Origin of the sequence: Micromonospora zamorensis, assembly GCF_900090275.1 — a bacterium.
Lineage (GTDB): Bacteria > Actinomycetota > Actinomycetes > Mycobacteriales > Micromonosporaceae > Micromonospora > Micromonospora zamorensis.
In genome coordinates, this window is the sequence record NZ_LT607755.1 from 1,010,380 (window position 1) to 1,028,097 (window position 17,718).

Here is a 17,718-nt window from a genome sequence, read left to right on the forward strand (position 1 = left end):
GCACACTGGCGCCCGTGGATGCTGGACAGGACAGGCGGCCCTCGGGCGGCGACGGCGGGCTGCGCTCCGCCGTGGTGGTCAACCCCGTGAAGGTCGACGATCTCGACGAGTTGCGCCGCACCGTCGACGACGCCCTGGCGGCGGCCGGCTGGCCCGCGCCGCAGTGGTTCGAGACGACAGTCGACGACCCGGGCCGCGGTCAGACCGAGCAGGCCGTCAAGGACGGTGTCGACCTGGTCTTCGCCTGCGGTGGCGACGGCACCGTGATGTCCTGCGTCAGCGGACTGGTCGGCACCGACGTCGCCCTCGCCGTGCTGCCGCAGGGCACCGGCAACCTGCTCGCCGCCAACCTCGGCCTCTCCACCGACCTGGCCGCCGGGTTGCAGGTCGCCGTCGAGCGGGGCCGACGGCTGCTCGACGTCGGCGCGGTCGAGGACAAATACTTCACCGTGATGGCCGGCATGGGCTTCGACGCCCAGATGCTCGAGGCCACCAACGAGACCACCAAGGCCCGCATCGGCTGGCCCGCGTACGTGGTGGGTGCCGCCCGGCACCTGCGGGACCGGCCGATGCGGGTGCAGATCCGCATCGACGACCGTCCGCCGCTGCGGCGCCGGGCCCGCTCGGTTCTGATCGCCAACGTCGGCCGACTCCAGGGCGGTGTTCGCCTGCTCACCGAGGCCGAGCCGGACGACGGCTGGCTGGACGTCGCAGTGCTCACCCCGCGCAGCCTGCGGCACTGGCTCGCGCTCGGCTGGGCGGTGATCCGCCGCAGCGGCCAGGTGCCGCGGATGGAGGTCTACCGCGGTCGGCGTGTCGTGGTCACCAGCAACCGTGCCCAGCCCCGGGAGCTGGACGGCGACCTCATCACTCCGGGCCGGCAGCTGCACGCCGAGGTTCGCCCCCAGGCGCTCTGGCTCTGCGTCCCGCAACCCGAGGACGCCCCCGACCTGGCCGTCGACGCGCAGGGCGCCGGGGAGCGGGGCGAGCAGCTGATCGAGGAAGCGCGCCGTGAGTAGCACCCGGATCGTGCCGGAGACCCGGCTGATGGCCGACGAGGAGCTGTCCGCCGACGACGCCTGGCACACACTGCGTCGCGAGGGCGGCTGGCACCTGCTGCGCGACGCCTTCATCCGCTTCCGCTACGGCGACGGGTTCAGCCACTCCAGGGCCTTCGCGCTGCAGCTGTGCCTCGCCGTGGTGCCCTTCCTGATCGCCCTCACCGGCCTGATCAGCGAGCTGGGTGTCCAGGAGGGCGGCCAGGTTGTCGCCGACACCGTCCTGGCGGTCACCCCCGGCCAGAGCGCGCAGATGGTCGGCGAGCTGCTCGGCGAGGGCGAAAGGGTGGAGGACGCCGGGGAGCTGGCACTCACCCTCGGTCTGCTCACCGGCCTGTTCGCGCTGACCACCACGATGGCCCAGATCGAGCGGGGCGCCAACCGCATCTACGGGGTCGAACGGGACCGCCCGGCGCTGCGGAAATACCTTCGCGCCGCCGTGCTGGCCGTCACCGCCGGTCTGCCCGCGCTCGCCGGCTTCCTGATCCTGGTCGGCGGCGGAGCGATCGGCGACTCGGTACGTGAGCACTACGAGTGGGGTGAGGTCGCCAACGGCGTCTGGAACGTGGTCCGCTTCCCGCTGAGCCTCGCGTTGACCGTCCTCGCCGTTGCCGTGCTGTTCCGGCAGGCGCCACGCCGCAACCAGCCCGGCCTCTCCTGGCTGTTCTTCGGTGCTGGCATCGCCACGGCTCTGTGGTGGCTGGCCAGCCTGCTGCTCGCCGCGTACGTGCGGTTCAGTGACGATTTCGGGCAGACCTACGGTGCGTTGACCGGCATGATGGCGTTGCTGCTCTGGGCCAACCTGACCGGGATGGCCCTCTTCGGTGGGCTGGCCTTCGCCGCCCAGTTGGAGGCGCTGCGCATCGGTGTGCGGGAGCCCGCCCAACCGGACCTGTGGGAGCCCGAGGCGGACCGGGCCGAGCTGGTCGACACGGGGGACATGACCGCGCTTTAGCTGCCCGGCGTGTACGCGTGACGCGGATCGGGTAAAGCGCCTCGCCAGACAACAAGGGAGGTGCGGGGTGACCGCGGTCAAAGAGGTGGCACGGCGTCCGATCGGTCATTTCGCCGAACGGAGCATCGCCGGCCTGGTGGCCGTCACCGGCGCCGGGGTGGCCTTCGGGCTGCTGTTGATGCTCGTCCGGGTGCGGTGGAGCCCTCTGCAGGACGCCGACCACGCCGTCGCCGAATGGTTCAACGGACTCGTCGCCCCGCACCACGCACTCGTCACCGTCCTGCAGGCGGTGACCGACCTGGGCGGCCGACCGATCCTCATCTGGTTGGTCACCATCGCCGTGGTCGGGCTGCTGATCCGGCGCCAGCCCCGACTCGCCGTCTATCTGATCATCACCGGGGTCGGTGGTCTGATCCTCGATCCGTCGCTGAAGACGCTGGTCGGCCGGCTCCGCCCGGTCGTGGACGTGCCGATCGCCAGCGCCCCGGGCAACAGCTTCCCCAGCGGGCACGCGCTCGGCTCGTTCGTCGCGTACGGGGCCCTGCTGCTGGTGTTCCTGCCGGCGATGGCGCCGCGCTGGCGCAAGCCGGTGATCGTCGGGGTCGGCGTGCTGGTGGCGCTGATCGGTCTGACCCGGATCGCGCTGGGCGTGCACTTCATCTCCGACGTGCTGGCCGGCTGGTTGCTCGGCGCCGCCTGGCTGGGCGTCACCGCGTACGCCTTCCAGCTGTGGCGGCGCGAGCGCGGGCGACCGGTGCCGCCGTTGAGCGAGGGCTTGGAGCCGGAGGCGGGGCACGACATCGCCGCCGCCCCCGACGAGGAGCACGTGCTGGCCCACCCCCGCTCGGCGGTGGCCGAGCTGCTGGTCGGCTGGGTGCTCGTGTTCGGGGCGTTGTACGGCTTCGGCACGTACGTCAGCTACCACGCCAAGGGCACCTTCTTCGACACCCTCGACACCGACGTGCCGCGCTGGTTCGCCGAGCGGCACACCGACGTGCTGACCGAGGTGAGCTGGTGGTGGAGCAAGTTCGGTGACACCCACGCGATCCTGCTGATCTCGCTGGTGTTCTGCCCGCTGGTGCTGGCGGTGTGGCGGCGCTGGCGGCCGGTGCTGTTCGTGGCGCTGGCGATGGTGGGCGAGCTGACCCTGTTCCTCGCGTCGGCGCGGGCGGTCGACCGGCCCCGCCCGGCCGTGGAGAACCTCGACGGGCAGATGCCCACCTCGTCGTTCCCGTCCGGGCACATCGCGGCCACGATCTGCGTCTGGCTGGCGATCACCCTCATCGTGTTCCCGCGTACCGACCGTTGGTGGCGTTGGATCTTCGTGGCGGTGGCCGTGATCATGCCGGTCGGGGTGGCCACGTCCCGGATGTACCGGGGGATGCACCACCCCACCGACTTCATGGGCGCGATCCTGCTCTCCGCGCTCTGGATCGGGCTGCTCTACCTCGTGGTCCGCCCCAACGCTGACCTGTTGGAAGGCAACCAGCCGGCCATCGAGTCGGAGGACGTGGACACCCTCGACGACGAGCTGGCGCGGGCCGGCCGAGCCGACTGAGCGCCGCCGTGCTGCGGGTGATGACGTGGAACATCCGCACCGGCGGTCGGGATCGTGGCGGCCCCGGCCGGCTGGATCAGGTGGCCCAGGTCGTCAACGAGCAGGCACCTGATGTGCTGGCCCTCCAGGAGTTGCGCGGTTTTGACCGTGACGGGCTGATGGCCACCCTGGCGGCCCGGGTGGGGATGACGCCCCACCTGGCCCGGTCCTGCTTCGGGCAGCCGGTGGCGGTGCTGGTCCGGGCGCCGTACCGGGTCGTCGACGCGGGGTCGCTGCGCCGGCCGTTCCACCACGGCGCGGCCCGCGTCGTGGTGGCCACCTCCGCCGGCCCGTTCACCGTGTTCGGCACCCACCTCTACCCGTATTCGGGGGGACGGCGGCGGATGGAGGTCGACTGGCTGGTCGCCGCGCTGCGGCGTACCCCCGGGCAGTTGGCGCTGATCGCCGGTGACCTCAACTCGCTCGACCCGACTGTCGACCACACCGCTCGCCTGGCCGGCATGCCCGCCCTGTACCGGCGGCGGCACCTGCGCCGGGGCGGTGGCGGCGTGGACACCCGCGCGATCGCCCGGCTGCTCGCCGCCGACCTGGTCGACCTGTGGCCGTCGTGCAACGTCGGAGCACCGGAGGCTGACGGCCGCACCGTTCCGACCCGGTTCGGCGGGGCCGAGTTCGCCGGGATGCGGCTGGACTACCTGCTCGGCACCCGGGCGGTGGCGCAGCGGGCGGGGGAGTGCCGGGTGATCAGGGGCGCGACGGCGGACACCGCCTCGGACCACTATCCGCTGCTGACCACGCTCGACCTCGGCCCGGCCGCAACCGACACCTGAGGCATGGCACGGACCGGTTACCGTGCCCACCGTGACCGACCGTCCCATCGTCCACTCGCCGCTGCCCGGGCCGCCGAGCGAAAACCGTGGCGCACCAACGGCGGTGCGTCCGACACCGTCGACTGTGGACACGGCAGAGCCGGCCGCCGTCGCGCTCCCGCTCGTCGCGGCCGTCGCGCGGGGTGTGGCGCTGGTCGTGGTGCTGCCGGTACGCCTGCTCTGGGAGTTGATCGCGGCTGCCGGCCGGCTGGTGTACCGGAGCCTGCTCAGCCCCGTCGGCCGGTTCCTGCACCGGTGGCTGCTGTCCCCGCTGTCCTGGGCGCTGCACCGACTCCTCTGGGTCCCGCTGGTCTGGTGCGCCCGCAACCTGCTCTGGCTTCCGTCGCGCTGGGTGGCCCTGACCCTCGTCTGGCTCCCACTGGTCTGGCTGGGGCGGGGCCTCGCGTGGGCGGCCCGCACCCTGATCTGGCAACCGCTTGTGTGGATGGCGTACGGCATCGCCTGGGTTGCCGGCACGCTGGTCTGGGCGCCGCTGGTCTGGCTTGTCGAACGACTGGTCCTGCCGCCGCTGCGCTGGCTGGGCGCGGCTCTCACCCCCGTCGGACGGCTGCTGTGGCGGGGCGTCGGCGTGCTCGCCGGGGCGGTGCGCGCCGCGCTCGTCGGGTTGGTCCGGGGGACCTGGTGGGTCGTCGTGGGCTTCGGCCGGCTGGTCGTCGCCGCGGTGGTCGGCGCGTGGCGGGCGGCCGGCCGGGTGCTGCGGCTGCTCCACCGCCTGCTGCTGCGCCCGCTCGGGCGTGGGCTGCGCTGGGTGTGGCGGCACACAGTGCTCCCGCTGGTGCGGGGTGTCCGGTGGGTCTGGTCGGTGACTGTCGTGCCGGTGGCGCACGGGCTCGGGGTGGCCTGGCGGGCCACCGTCGTACCGGCGGCCCGGTGGACCCGCCGCGCGGTGCTCGACCCGGCCCGGTTGGCCTACCGGGAGGTGCTCAGCGCCCTGGGCCTGCGCCGCTGACCCTCACGCGCCGAGCGACGCCGCTGACAGTGGCAGCGCCGAGGCGCAGACGCCTCAGAGCACCAGGTTGAGCAGGACGGTGAGCACCACCGAGGCGAGGATCGAGAAGAGGATCATCAGGAGGCAGCCGATGCCACCACCGAGCGGGCGGATCTCCACGTTGCCGAAGCGCATGAGCGTCACCTGTCCAGGAGTGCGGGATGAGGGGTGAGCAGGCGGCGGCACGCGTCCGCCACCTGCGTCGGGGCCGTCGTGACCACGTTGTGCGCGGCGCCGGGGACGACCACCAGGTCGGCGTCCGGCACCAGCCGGGCGGCCTCGTCCCGCCACGGCGCCGGTACGACCGGGTCGCGCGCACCGGTCACGACGAGAGTGGGCGCGGTGACGCGGACGAGGTCCGCCTCGATCGCGTTGTGCACCGAGTGCGACAGCGTCGCGAAGACCCGCCAGGGCCGGGCGTTCCAGACGTCCCGGACCAGGATCGGCGCCTGCAACGGCGCTTCGCGCAGGCAGTCCACCAGCCACCGGCCGAACAGGGCCGTGCGGGACCGCGCGGACGGGTCACTGGTCGGTCCGGCCAACACCAGAGCGCGTACCGCGTCCGGGTGGTTCGCTGCGAGCGCGGCGGCCACCTCCGCGCCGAACGAGTGACCGAGCAGGCAGACCGGCGGCAACCGGTACGCGGCCAGCCAGGCGGCCACGTGCTCGGCGTGAGCGACCACGTCGTACGCGCCCCGCGGGTGCTCGCTCAGCCCGAAGCCGGGCAGGTCCGGCACGTACACCGGGTGGGTGGGGGAGAGCGCGACGGCCAGCGCGGTGAGGTACCGGTGCGAGACCGCCAGGCCGTGCAGCAGCACCACGGGAGGTGCCCCGGTGCCCGGGTCGGCCCCGCGCCGGGTGTGGGTGCGCAGTCCGTCGACGAGCCGCCACTCGCTGGTCAGCCCGGCGGCCGACCGGGGAGCGGCCATGGCGAGCCGCAGCTCGGCCGGGCCGAACCGGCCGGCGGGCGTGAGACGGGTCGACTCCTCCGACTCACCGGTCGGGTTCACAGCTCGCGCAACCGGGGCAGCAGTTGCTCCTGCGCCCAGTCGAGGAACATGGGCTGGGTCTCCCCACCGACCTGGATGATCGCCACGTGCGTGAAGCCGGCGTCGACGAACTTGCGGAACGCCTCCACGTGCGCGTTGACGTCCGGGCCGCAGGGGACGCCCTCGGCGACGTCCTCCTCCCGGACGAACTGGGTGGCGGCGGCGAAGGAGTCCGGCCCGGGCAGGTCGGCGTTGACCTTCCAACCCATCCCGAACCAGCGGAACTGGTCGTGCACGATCTTGCGACACTCCGCCTCGTCGGGGCCGTAGCAGATGGCCACCTGCCCGTAGCGGGGCTGACCGGCGCCGCCGGCGTCGTCGTACATCTCGATGATGTGCCGGTCGGGTTCGGTGGAGATGATGCCGTTGCCGTACTCGGCGGCCAGCGTCGCGGACTGTCGACCGGAGGCGGCAACGGCCATCGGCACCGGCCGCTCCGGCCGGTCCCAGATGTAGGCGTCGGGCACGTCGAAGTGGTTGCCGGAGAAGGTCAGCGTCTCCCCGTTGAGCAACGGCCGGATGATCTGCAACGCCTCCTCGAACATCTCGTGGCGTTGCTGCACGTGCGGCCACCCGCCGACCACGTGCTCGTTCAGGTTCTCGCCCGCACCGAGGCCGAGGGTGAACCGGCCGTCGGAGAGCGCGCCGATCGTGCTGGCCTTCTGCGCCACGACGGCCGGGTGGTAGCGGCGGATCGGGCAGGTCACGAAGGACATCAGCTCCGCGCGGGAGGTGGCGTGGGCGACCGCGCCGAGCACCGACCAGGCGTACGGCGAGTGGCCCTGCGAATCCAGCCAGGGGTAGTAGTGGTCGGACATCACGAGCTGGTCGAAGCCGGCGGCCTCGGCGCGTACCGCGTGGTCCACCAGTTGCTTGGGACCGGCCTGCTCGCCCATCAGGGTGTAACCGACGCTGACCATCCTGTATCCCCTTTCACCGACGGATCGTTCCCGGGATACCCAGGTCGGCGGCCGTCAACCCTCCCGTCCGGTTCGACGCCGGTGCTGCTTGACGGATCGCGGCGACCTGCCTACCGTCGCTCTTAACCGGTTAAGAGCCGGCTGTGGCGCACATCCTGTGGTGGGGATGATCGCCCCGTGACGGCCCGCGTTCGCGTGGGCCGTTGCGGCTGTCTGGGCTCGGAGCCTGCCAACTGAACCGGTTGCGGTGGTCAAGCCATCGTCCTACGCTGATGCCTGCGCGCCGGGATCCGGGCGCGGCTGCCGGGCTGCAGCCGCCTTCCCCTGTCACGTCCCACCCCTGTCGGGCACCGGGGGTCCTCCCTGAGGAAGGCCATGAAGACTCGACTCTCCGCCGTCGCGGCGGCCCTGCTCGCGTTGCTCGTCGCCGTGCTGGCATTCGGCCAGCCGGCGCACGCCGCGGCTGGTTTCTCCGTCGCGAACGGCAGGTTGTACGACGCCAACGGCACCGAATTCGTCATGCGCGGCGTCAACCACGCCCACACCTGGTATCCGCAGCAGACCAGCTCGTTCGCCGACGTCAAGGCGCTCGGCGCGAACACCGTGCGGGTGGTGCTCTCCAGCGGCGACCGGTGGACGCGCAACACCAACGCCGACGTCGCCAACGTCATCTCGACGTGCAAGGGCAACCGGCTGATCTGCGTGCTGGAGGTGCACGACACCACCGGGTACGGCGAACAGAGCGGCGCCATCACTCTCGACCGCGCGGTCGACTACTGGCTCAGTCTCGCCGACGTCCTCGCCGGCCAGGAACGATTCGTCATCGTCAACATCGGCAACGAGCCGTACGGCAATCAGAACTACGCTTCCTGGGCCACCGACAACGCCAACGCGATCAAGCGCCTGCGTGCCGGTGGGCTGACCCACACGATCATGGTGGACGCCCCGAACTGGGGACAGGACTGGTCGTTCACCATGCGCGACAACGCCGCGTCGGTCTTCGCTGCGGACCCGGCCCGCAACACCGTCTTCTCCATCCACATGTACGGGGTCTTCGACACCGCCGCGGAGATCAGCGACTATCTGGGCCGTTTCCGTTCGGCGGGGCTGCCCATCGTGGTCGGTGAGTTCGGCTTCAACCACTCTGACGGTGACCCGGACGAGGACACCATCCTCGCCTACAGCCAGGCGAACGGGATCGGCTGGCTCGGTTGGTCGTGGAGTGGCAACGGCGGCGGCGTGGAATATCTCGACCTGGCCACCTCGTTCAACCCGGCCAACCTGACCACGTGGGGTCAGCGGCTCTTCAACGGCGCCAACGGCATCCGGCAGACGGCCCGGGAGGCCAGCGTCTTCAGCAGTTTGCCGCCGACCACCCCGCCGCCCACGACGCCTCCGCCGACCACACCGCCCCCGACCACACCTCCACCTGCGGGTGGCTGCACGGCGACCTACACGGTGACCGGCCAGTGGCAGGGCGGCTTCCAGGGTGAGGTGCGGGTGACCGCCGGCAGCGCCGCGATCACGGGCTGGACCACCCGGTGGACGTTCGCCAACGGCCAGAGCGTCAGCCAGACCTGGAGCGCGACAGTGACCAGCAGCGGGGCCACCGTGACCGCCCGCAACGTGGACTACAACGGCCGACTGGCCGCCGGTGCCAGCACCACCTTCGGATTCATCGGCGGCTGGACTGGCACCAACAGTCTGCCGGCGGTGAGCTGCACCGCCAGCTGACCAGGCACCACGCATCGGTGGCCGGGTCCCGCGCGGACCCGGCCACCGATGCCTACCGCAGAGGCGTACGTATAGCTCATGATGGATGGATCTCGCAAGACGCCGGGCTGTGGGATTCTCCACATTGATGGGGGACAGTGGCTCACGAGATTGATCCCTAAGGTGAGCCTGCGGTTGCTTTCCGGTAACCGCTCAGCCCGCAGGGGCCACGGGGGTCCTTCATGTACGACTGTGCACAGTCGTGCCCACGATCGACGGGCGCGACCCGCTTCACCACGCCCGGAGCCAGCGCGCCGCTCTCAGGAGCAGGCCAGTGAGCGCGGCACGGCGTGTCCTTGCCGCGCTCCGACGCTCGTCGTCACTGACACCGGTGCGCGCCGCGCAGCGTCCCTGCCTTCTGATCCAGGAAGGATCATTAGTGTCATCGTCTTATCGACGGCGAGCAGCCCAGGCAGGCCTGCTCGCGGCAACCCTGGTGGCGGGGCTTCTCCAGGCCTCATCCGCTCAGGCCGTTACCGGAGGAACGCCCGTCACCGACGGGTCGTTCGGCTTCGTCGCCAAGGTCGACGTCGGGTCGCTGGAACGCTCGTGCAGCGGTTCGCTGGTCGACCCCTGGTGGGTGCTCACCGCCAAGAGTTGCTTCAGCTTCAACGGTCAGGCCGTGGTCGCGGGCAAGCCGACCAAGCCGACGACGGTCACCGTCGGGCGCCCCAACCTCACCGCGTCCACGGGGGCGGTCGTTCCGGCCTTCCGGATCGTGCCGCACCCCGATCGTGACCTCGTCCTGGTGCGGATGGCCCGCCGGGTCGACGTGACCCCGGTGGCACTGGGGGCCGCACCGAAGGTCGGCGAGCAGCTCACCGGTGCCGGCTTCGGTCGTACCGCCAGTGCCTGGGTTCCCGATCAGTTGCACAGTGGCTCGTTCGGTGTCCAGACGGTCGGGGCGTCCACCCTCAACATCCTGGGGAGCGGGCAGACCGGAATCTGCCGCGGCGACCTCGGCGGCCCCACCGTTCGTGTGGTGAGCGGCAAGCCGCAGCTCGTCGGCGTGCACTACAGCTCATGGCAGGGTGGGTGCTTCGCCGAGACGGAGACTCGCCGCGACGCGGTCGACAGCCGGGTCGACGACCTCGCGCCGTGGTTCGCCGCGACGATGCCGCAGGGCGTGGCGACCGACGTCTACGAGGACCTCAACTTCCTGTACACGTTCGACCCGGGGCAGGCCGCCCCGACCACCTTCCCGGCGACCTCGACCGGCGGGTTCGCCGACCCGATCGGCTCGTGGAAGAGCACCGAGACGAGGTACAACCGGGACCGGATCAAGGTGTTCAACGACGACTTCGACGGCGACGGCATCAAGGACGTCGTGGCGTTGTCGACCGCTGCCGATGGCAGCTTCGCCATCGACACGTTCATCACCCAGGCGGACGGCAAGTACGGCGCGCCGCTCCGTTCCTGGACGGCCGCTGCCGGCTGGGGTCATCTCGGTGCCATGAAGATGGCCTCTGGCGACTTCAACGGTGACGGCCGGGCCGACCTGACCGCCTTCTACGGTTACAAGTCCGGCACCGGCGACGAGGCGTGGATCAACTGGATCGCCCGACCGGACGGCGGCTTCGACGCCCCGAGCACGGTGTGGCAGGAGTCCACCTTCGGCACCTGGGGGTTCACCTCGGTCTTCGCCGGCGACGTCAACGGGGACGGCCGGGCCGACGCCTCGCTCTTCTACCGCTACAGCAACGGGGCGATGTCGATCTTCACCTGGCCGGGTCAGGCAGACGGCAAGTTCGGCACCCCGTACACCTCCTGGTCCACCCCAGCGGACAAGCCGTTCGCCGTACTCTCCGAGATGAAGGTGATGGACGGCGACTTCAACGGCGACGGTCGCGGTGACGTGGCGGTCCTCAAGTATCGCGGTTTCAGCAGCACCAGCCTGCACACCTTCACGGCCAAGGCGGACGGGAACTTCAACGCGCCCGTGGATTCCTGGTCGTCGACCGACTTCGGTCACTTCGCCAGCATGAAGCTGGCCGCCGGTGACTACAACGGCGACAAGCGCGACGACCTGGCCGTCCTCTACAAGTACGCCGATGAGGGCCTCAGCATGAACACCCTCACCTCGACCACGAGTGGCGGCTTCAACGCGCCGTTCGGATCGTGGCTGAACCGGCCGCGCACCTTCGGCTGGTGGGTGAACATGAGGTTCGACGGCGAGTGATCGCCTCTGCCTGATGACGGTCCCCCCGCCTCTCCGATGGGAGGCGGGGGGACCTACCCGTCGTGTGGCGGGTCAGTGCTCCCCGGTCAGGTTCACGATGACCACCCCGGCGATGATCAACGCGATGCCGGCGAGCTTGGCCAGCCCGACCGGCTCGTCCAGGAACACCGCCCCGATCGCCACGATGGTCGCGGTGCCCAAACCCGACCAGAGGGCGTACGCGACGCCCACCGGGATCTCCTTGACGGCCTGGGCCAGCAGGAGAAACGCCAACAGGTAACCGGTGACGCAACCCAGAGTCGGCCAGAGGCGGCTGAACCCGGCGGTGCTCTTGAGCAGACTGGTCGCCAGCACCTCGGCGAGGATGGCAACCCCCAGCAATACGTACGCCATGCGTCCCCAGTTCTGACTGCTCGGCCGAAGTCGTCGGTGGTCAGGCTAACGCCGGCGGGCGGGCGGCACCGGTGCCAGGACGGCGCCTGGTCCTTTCGGGCACGAGTCATCCGGCCTCTATGGAGCTGATGTCGTAGACGATTCACGGCCTCCGCGCGGCGCGACTGGTGCGGGTTCGGCCGCGAGCCGGGCCGCTCGCATGGTGAGGTAGCGCTGCTCGGGCAGGCTGCTCGTCCGCGCGGCGGCGGCCCGGTAGTCGACGATCGCCTGCTCGCGGTGACCGGCCATCTCGTGCAGGTGGGCGCGGGCGGCGGGCAGCCGGTGGTGCCCGGCCAACCGGGGGTCGTCGGCCAGGGCGTCGAGGGCGGCGAGACCCGCTGCCGGCCCGTGCACCATCGCCGTTGCCACGGCCCGGTTGAGTGCCACCACCGGGCTGCCGACGAGCCGTTCCAGCACCTCGTAGAGCGCCAGGATCTGCGGCCAGTCGGTCTGCTCGGTGCTCGTTGCCTCGTCGTGCAGGGCGGCGATGGCGGCCTGCACCTGGTACGGGCCGACCGGCCCACGCGGCAACGCCCGGGTCACGAGGGCGACGCCCTCGGCGATCGCCGTCGCGTCCCAGCGGCTGCGGTCCTGGTCGGCCAGTGAGATCAGCTCGCCGGAGGGACCGGTCCGTGCCGGGCCGCGCGCCTCGGTGAGCAGCATCAACGCCAGTAGGCCGGCCGACTCGCTGTCGTCGGGCAGCAACGCGTGCAGTGCGCGGGTCAGCCGGATCGCCTCGGCCGCGAGGTCGATCCGGCGCAGGTCCGGGCCGGTGGTGCTGGTGTGCCCCTCGGTGAAGACCAGGTAGAGCACCTGCCGTACGGCCGCCAGCCGGTCGGACCGCTCCTCCGGCTCGGGCATCCGGAACGACAGCCCGGACGCGCGGATGCGCTGCTTGGCACGGCTGATCCGCTGGGCCATGGTCGCCTCGGGCACCAGGAACGCGCGGGCGATCTCGGCGGTGCTCAGACCGCCGACGGCGCGCAGGGTCAGCGCCACGGCCGACGTCGGGGCGAGCGCCGGGTGGCAGCAGAGGAAGAGCAGGACCAGGGTGTCGTCCCGCTCGGCGGTCAATTCGTCGTCCGCGGCGGGTGCGTACCGCTGGTCGTCCGGGTCCCGGCGGGCGACCAGGTCCTCCCGTCGGCGCCGGGCCTGCTCGCCCCGGATCAGCTCGATCATCCGGCGGTAACCGACCTGGATCAGCCACCCGCGTGGATTCGCCGGCAGCCCATCGACCGGCCACTGGGTTGCGGCGGCCAGCAGTGCCTCCTGCACCGCGTCCTCGGCGGTGGCGAAGTCACCGAAACGACGGGCGAGCACGCCGAGGACCTGCGGCGCCAGCTCGCGCAGCAGGTCCTCGACGCGGGGATCGGTGGCCAGCGTTCACAGCTCCTGCGGTGGGGCGGACATCACCGGGTGCACCTCGATCGGCATGTTCAGCGGCCGTCCGCCGGGGCCGGGCGCGGTGGAGATGTGCGCGGCCAGCTCCACCGCCCGCTGCGGGCTGTCGCAGTCCACGATCCAGAAGCCGGCGAGGAACTCCTTCGTCTCGGCGAACGGCCCCTCGGTGACCACCGGCGCGCCGCCCTCCCCGGCGCGGACGATCCGGGCCTGCTGCGGGCCGCCGAGGCCCTGCCCGTCGACCCACTCCCCGGCGGCGGTGAGCTTCTCGTTGACCTCGCCCATGAACGCGATGTGCGCCTGGACCTCCGCCGGGGTCCAGGTGTCGATGCTCGGGAAGTCGGTCCCGGCGGCGCTGAACTGCATCAGCAGCATGTACTTCATGGTTTGCTCCTCACAGCTGTGCACCGTCCTCGGTGCTCTCACCCTGAGGTAGAAGCAGCCAGAGCCGTTCTCGACACCCCGCCCGAAGAATCTCCAGAATCTTTTCAGTCGACGGCGTCGACCTCCAGCACCAGGCTCTGCTCCGGGTGCAGCGCGGGCAGTTGGACACCCATCCGGGCCAGTGCCGCCCCGCTCAGGACGACGCCGCCCGCGAGCCGGCCCGGTGCGGACCGGTCGATGGCCGCCGGCGCTGGCACGTCGGATGCCGGCCGCACCCGGTAACGGCGGTCCGGGTCCAGGCCCGGCAGCCGGACCGGGCCGGGGTACGGCGTCGCGGAGGTGGCCAGCCGCGCCACCGCGTACACGGCTCGGGTGCCGTCGTGCTCGATGACGCCGTGCGCCCAGACGGCCGGGTCTGGGTGGTCGACCCGGACCACCCGGCCAGCGTGCAGCAGCGGGCGCAGCCGCTTGTGCAGTGCCACCCAGGCAGCCAGTTCGGTCTGCTCGTCGGTGCTGATCGAGGCGATGTCCCACTCGATGCCGTGGTGGCCGAAGAGCGCGGTGGCCGCCCGGAATCCGAGGTCGTGCACGCGGTTGGTGGTGTGCGAGCGTTGCGGGCCGATGTGCGTGCCGATCAGCTCCGGCGGCAGCAGCAGGCCCGTCCAGCGCTGGATGCTGAGCCGTTCCAGGGCGTCGTTGCAGTCGCTGGCCCAGACCCGGTCGGTGCGCGCCAGGATGGCCAGGTCCACCCGCGCCCCGCCGGACGAACAGCTCTCGATCTCCAGATCCGGGTGGAGGCTGCGCAGCTCGTCGAAGAGCCGGTAGACCGCAAGGGTCTGCCCGTGCACCCCCGGGTGGCCGTGGTGCCCAGCCTCGGTGAGGTCCCGGTTCTGGTCCCACTTGAGATAGCTGATGCCGGGGTGTTCGGTGAGCAGCGCGTGGAGCCGATCCCGCACGTGGTCGTACGCCTCCGGGCGGCCCAGGTCGAGCACCTGCTGGTTGCGCCAGGACGGCGGCAGCCGCCCCGGTACGGCCAACACCCAGTCGGGGTGCGCGCGGAACAGGTCGGAGTCGGGGTTGACCATCTCCGGCTCCACCCAGAGACCGAACTGAAGGCCCCGACCGGTCACGTGGTCGATCAGCGGTTGCAGGCCGTCGGGCCAGACGCCCTCGTCGACGTACCAGTCGCCGAGGCCGGCGGTGTCGTCGCGCCGACCGCGGAACCAACCGTCGTCGAGCACGAACCGCTCCACGCCGATCTGCGCGGCCCGGTCGGCGAGGGCCCGCAGACGGTCCAGGTCGTGGTCGAAGTAGACCGCCTCCCAGACGTTGAGGGTCACCGGGCGGGGGGAGCGCGGGTGCCCGGGCCGGGCCCGCAGGTGCGTGTGCAGCACGTCGCTGAGCCCGTCCAGCCCGATGTCGGACCAGACCGCGTAGAGCAACGGAGACTCGTACGACTCGCCGGGGCCGAGCCGGATCTCACCGGGGGTGAGCAGCTCGCCGCCACCGAGGGTCGACTCGCCGGTGGGCCGGCGCTCGGCGAAGGTGACGTGGTCGCCGCTCCACGCGGTGTGCACCCCCCACACCTCGCCGTGGCCGAAGCCGAACCCGGCGGTGCCCGCCACCAGCAGCAGTGTGGCGTCGTGACCGGTGCGACCGTGTCGACCCTCGCGCACCCAGGCGCCCTGCTGCCACCGGTGCCGCTGCGGGGACCGCTCCCGGCACCATCGGCCGGTCAGGTCGAGCAGCTCGGTGGCGACCGCCGGCACCGGCAGCACCGGGGTCAGCTCCCGTAGCTCGTAGGCCGTGTCGCCGTCGTTGCGCAGCCGGTGCCGAACGGTCAGCAGGCCGTGCGGGTCGAGCATGATCTCGCTGGTCAGGGTCAGCCCGGCGGCCGGGTCCGACGCCCGCACGGTCAGCAGCGCCGCTCCGGGCCCGTCGTTGCGCACGTCCAACCCGTCGAGGCGGAAGGAGGTGGACCAGTCCCGTCCGTCGCGGTGCCCGGCCAGCCCCGGGCGGCCACTCCAGCCCGCACTCGCTTCCGGCAGCAGCGACAGCACGGGCGGCTCGTCGAAGCTGCTCGGCACCACCGGCGGCACTGTCGCGTCCACGAGCTCGCGCAGGCCGTCGTCGTCGAGGTCGCCGACGTCGCCGCCCCAGTGCACGACCCGGGGCAGCCCCGGGCCGCGCGCGTCGAGCACCAGGCTGGTCCGCGCGCGGCGCAGGTGCAGGATCGTCATCCCTTCGAGGCTCCCAAGGTCAGGCCCCGGACGAAGTGCCGCTGGAGCATAAAGAAGATCACCAGGGTGGGGATCGCGACGAGCACGCTGCCCGCCGAGACCAGGTTGTTGTCGGTGAAGAACTCGCCGCGCAGGTTGTTCAGCGAGCTGGTCACCGGGAACTTGTCGCCGGTGCGCATCAGGACGGTGGCCCAGAAGAACTCGTTGTAGATCCAGGTCACCTCAAGGGTCGCCAGCGCGGCCAGGGCCGGTCGGCACAGCGGCATGGTGACCTGCCAGTACTGCCGCCAGATGCTCGCCCCGTCGACCATCGCCGCCTCGTACAGGTCGCGCGGTAGCGCCTTCATGTAGTTGCTGAGCACGAAGACGCAGAATCCACACTGGAAGGCGACGTTGATCAGGATCAGGCCCCAGTAGCTGTCGTACAGCAGCTCCGAGTCGCTCATGAACTCCGGCAGTGGCACCTCGGTGAACACCCGGAACAGTGGGATGAGCAGCGCCTGCTGGGGCAGCAGGTTGGCCGCGGTGAACACCCCGAGCAGCACGATGTTGAGCTTCCAACTGAACCGGGCGATCACGAACGCCACGCAGGAGGCGAGGAAGAGGGTCAGCAGCACGGCTGGCACGGTGATGTAGACCGAGTTGAGGAAGTGCTGGCCGAACTCCGCCGTCTGCCATGCGGTGACGTAGTTGTCGAAGGTCCAGCCGCCGAACGAGACGTAGCCGTTGGCGGCGGTGTAGTCGTACGAGCGCAGCGAGGTCAGCACCGCCCAGGCGATCGGGAAGAGCCAGACCAGCGCGACGACGATGAGGAAGCCGTGCAGCAACAGCCGCAGCGGGGTCAGCTTGCGGCGGCGCGCCGGCGCCTCGGGCTCGCCCTCGGTGGGCCGGGTGACGGTCGCGGTGCTCATTCCCGGTTCTCCCTCATCACGGTCGCCAGGTAGATGGTGATGAAGACCAGCGAGACGATCAGCATGATCGTCGCCAGCGCCGAGCCGAACCCGATCCGGCTCGCCTCACCCACCACGTTCTGGGTGACCAGCGCCGAGATCAGCTCCAACCCGTTGCGGCCCTTGTTGACCACCCAGACCAGGTCGAACGCGCGCAGCGACTCGATCACCGTCACCACCAGCACGATGATGTTGATCGGCCGCAGCACCGGGAAGACGACCCGGAAGAAGGTGCGGCTCTCCGAGGCGCCGTCGACCGCCGCGGCCTCCCGCAACGACGGGTCGACGCCCTTCAGCCCGGCCAGGTAGAGCAGCATGATGTACCCGACGTGCCGCCAGCCGGAGGCGACCATGACCGCCCAGATGTTGACGCTGGAGTCGCCGTACCAGTCGACGTTGCTGCCGAACACCGCGTTGATTAGGCCCTGGTCGCGGGAGTACAGCAGCTGCCAGACGAAGCCGATGAGCGCCAGCGAGAGCACCACCGGCAGGTAGAGCGCGGTCTGGTAGAAGCGGCTGCCTTTCAGCTCCTTGTCGAGCAGGACGGCCAGGAACATGCCGAACGGGGTGGCGATCACGAACAGGACCGCCAACCACAGCAGGTTGTGCTGGACCGCCGGCACGAACGGCGGATAGTTGTTCACCACGTCGCTGTAGTTGCGGGCGCCGATGAACTCGATTTCGTTGAGGGGGCCGATGCCGTCCCAGTTGGTGCCGGAGAGCAGCACGGTGGCCGCCGCCGGCAGCCAGACGAACCCGGTGACGAGCAGCAGCGGGACGAGCACCATCAGCGTGATGACCACGCGGTCGGTGCGGGACAGGAGCCGTAGCCGCCGACGACGGCCACGACCACCCGTGGAGGTGGTCGCGGCCGGCGGCGGCACGGCGCGATCCGCTTGGATCAGGGGCAGGTCGGACACGATGTCCTCCCCTTTCCGCCG

The 17,718-nt window shown here is 71.0% G+C and carries 14 protein-coding genes and 1 pseudogene; 7 read left to right on the forward strand and 8 right to left on the reverse strand.

The genetic code is table 11. The features are described 5' to 3' along the window. Window positions 1–14 precede the first annotated feature (14 nt). The 5 genes from GA0070619_RS04625 to GA0070619_RS32145 all read left to right on the forward strand — a co-directional run bounded on the left by GA0070619_RS04625 (window position 15) and on the right by GA0070619_RS32145 (window position 5,410). Window positions 15–1,019, forward strand: coding sequence for a diacylglycerol/lipid kinase family protein (locus tag GA0070619_RS04625; protein ID WP_088946912.1), 1,005 nt, complete (start codon window positions 15–17; stop codon window positions 1,017–1,019). After that, complete coding sequence (locus tag GA0070619_RS04630) at window positions 1,012–2,013, forward strand: YihY/virulence factor BrkB family protein (protein WP_088946913.1); 1,002 nt, start codon at window positions 1,012–1,014, stop codon at window positions 2,011–2,013. Before GA0070619_RS04625 ends, GA0070619_RS04630 begins: the two co-directional genes overlap by 8 nt. 67 nt (window positions 2,014–2,080) lie before the next feature. After that, window positions 2,081–3,571 carry a phosphatase PAP2 family protein gene (locus tag GA0070619_RS04635; RefSeq protein WP_088946914.1) on the forward strand — a complete coding sequence of 497 codons (1,491 nt, stop codon included), beginning with the start codon at window positions 2,081–2,083 and terminating at the stop codon, window positions 3,569–3,571. A gap of 8 nt (window positions 3,572–3,579) precedes the next feature. After that, on the forward strand, window positions 3,580–4,401 hold the full coding sequence (locus GA0070619_RS04640) for an endonuclease/exonuclease/phosphatase family protein (protein ID WP_088946915.1): 822 nt from the start codon (window positions 3,580–3,582) through the stop codon (window positions 4,399–4,401). Between the two features lie 31 nt (window positions 4,402–4,432). Continuing rightward, window positions 4,433–5,410 carry a hypothetical protein gene (locus GA0070619_RS32145; protein WP_157743899.1) on the forward strand — a complete coding sequence of 326 codons (978 nt, stop codon included), beginning with the start codon at window positions 4,433–4,435 and terminating at the stop codon, window positions 5,408–5,410. 179 nt (window positions 5,411–5,589) lie between these two features. Here GA0070619_RS32145 and GA0070619_RS04650 read toward each other — a convergent pair whose 3' ends face one another. Both GA0070619_RS04650 and GA0070619_RS04655 read right to left on the reverse strand, forming a co-directional pair. Then, window positions 5,590–6,459, reverse strand: coding sequence for an alpha/beta fold hydrolase (locus tag GA0070619_RS04650; protein ID WP_231927263.1), 870 nt, complete (start codon window positions 6,457–6,459; stop codon window positions 5,590–5,592). After that, window positions 6,456–7,418 carry a TIGR03557 family F420-dependent LLM class oxidoreductase gene (locus GA0070619_RS04655; RefSeq protein ID WP_088946916.1) on the reverse strand — a complete coding sequence of 321 codons (963 nt, stop codon included), beginning with the start codon at window positions 7,416–7,418 and terminating at the stop codon, window positions 6,456–6,458. Before GA0070619_RS04655 ends, GA0070619_RS04650 begins: the two co-directional genes overlap by 4 nt. Window positions 7,419–7,793: 375 nt before the next feature. Here GA0070619_RS04655 and GA0070619_RS04660 point away from each other — a divergent pair, with 375 nt between their 5' ends. Both GA0070619_RS04660 and GA0070619_RS04665 read left to right on the forward strand, forming a co-directional pair. Next, entirely contained in the window at window positions 7,794–9,152 is a 1,359-nt protein-coding gene (locus tag GA0070619_RS04660) for a cellulase family glycosylhydrolase (protein ID WP_088946917.1), read from the forward strand. A 418-nt stretch (window positions 9,153–9,570) separates the two neighbouring features. Continuing rightward, the gene (locus GA0070619_RS04665; protein WP_157743900.1) at window positions 9,571–11,370 is read left to right on the forward strand and encodes a trypsin-like serine protease; all 1,800 of its coding nucleotides are present in this window, start codon (window positions 9,571–9,573) and stop codon (window positions 11,368–11,370) included. A gap of 72 nt (window positions 11,371–11,442) precedes the next feature. Here GA0070619_RS04665 and GA0070619_RS04670 read toward each other — a convergent pair. From GA0070619_RS04670 to GA0070619_RS04695, 6 genes and pseudogenes are all read right to left on the reverse strand, one after another. Next, a pseudogene (locus GA0070619_RS04670) lies at window positions 11,443–11,775 on the reverse strand (DMT family transporter); the annotation flags it as partial. A gap of 105 nt (window positions 11,776–11,880) precedes the next feature. Then, window positions 11,881–13,182 carry an RNA polymerase sigma factor gene (locus GA0070619_RS04675; RefSeq protein ID WP_088946920.1) on the reverse strand — a complete coding sequence of 434 codons (1,302 nt, stop codon included), beginning with the start codon at window positions 13,180–13,182 and terminating at the stop codon, window positions 11,881–11,883. 3 nt (window positions 13,183–13,185) lie between these two features. After that, window positions 13,186–13,587: a YciI family protein gene (locus GA0070619_RS04680; RefSeq protein WP_088946921.1), complete on the reverse strand. Its 402-nt coding sequence runs from the start codon at window positions 13,585–13,587 to the stop codon at window positions 13,186–13,188. 104 nt (window positions 13,588–13,691) lie between these two features. Further along, complete coding sequence (locus GA0070619_RS04685) at window positions 13,692–15,827, reverse strand: alpha-galactosidase (protein WP_088946922.1); 2,136 nt, start codon at window positions 15,825–15,827, stop codon at window positions 13,692–13,694. Then, window positions 15,824–16,738, reverse strand: a complete 915-nt coding sequence (locus GA0070619_RS04690) for a carbohydrate ABC transporter permease (protein WP_088946923.1) — start codon at window positions 16,736–16,738, stop codon at window positions 15,824–15,826. Before GA0070619_RS04690 ends, GA0070619_RS04685 begins: the two co-directional genes overlap by 4 nt. Continuing rightward, window positions 16,735–17,697 (reverse strand): carbohydrate ABC transporter permease, encoded by a 963-nt coding sequence (locus tag GA0070619_RS04695; RefSeq protein WP_088946924.1) that lies wholly within the window; start codon window positions 17,695–17,697, stop codon window positions 16,735–16,737. The genes GA0070619_RS04690 and GA0070619_RS04695 overlap by 4 nt, the downstream gene beginning before the upstream one ends. Window positions 17,698–17,718 lie beyond the last annotated feature (21 nt).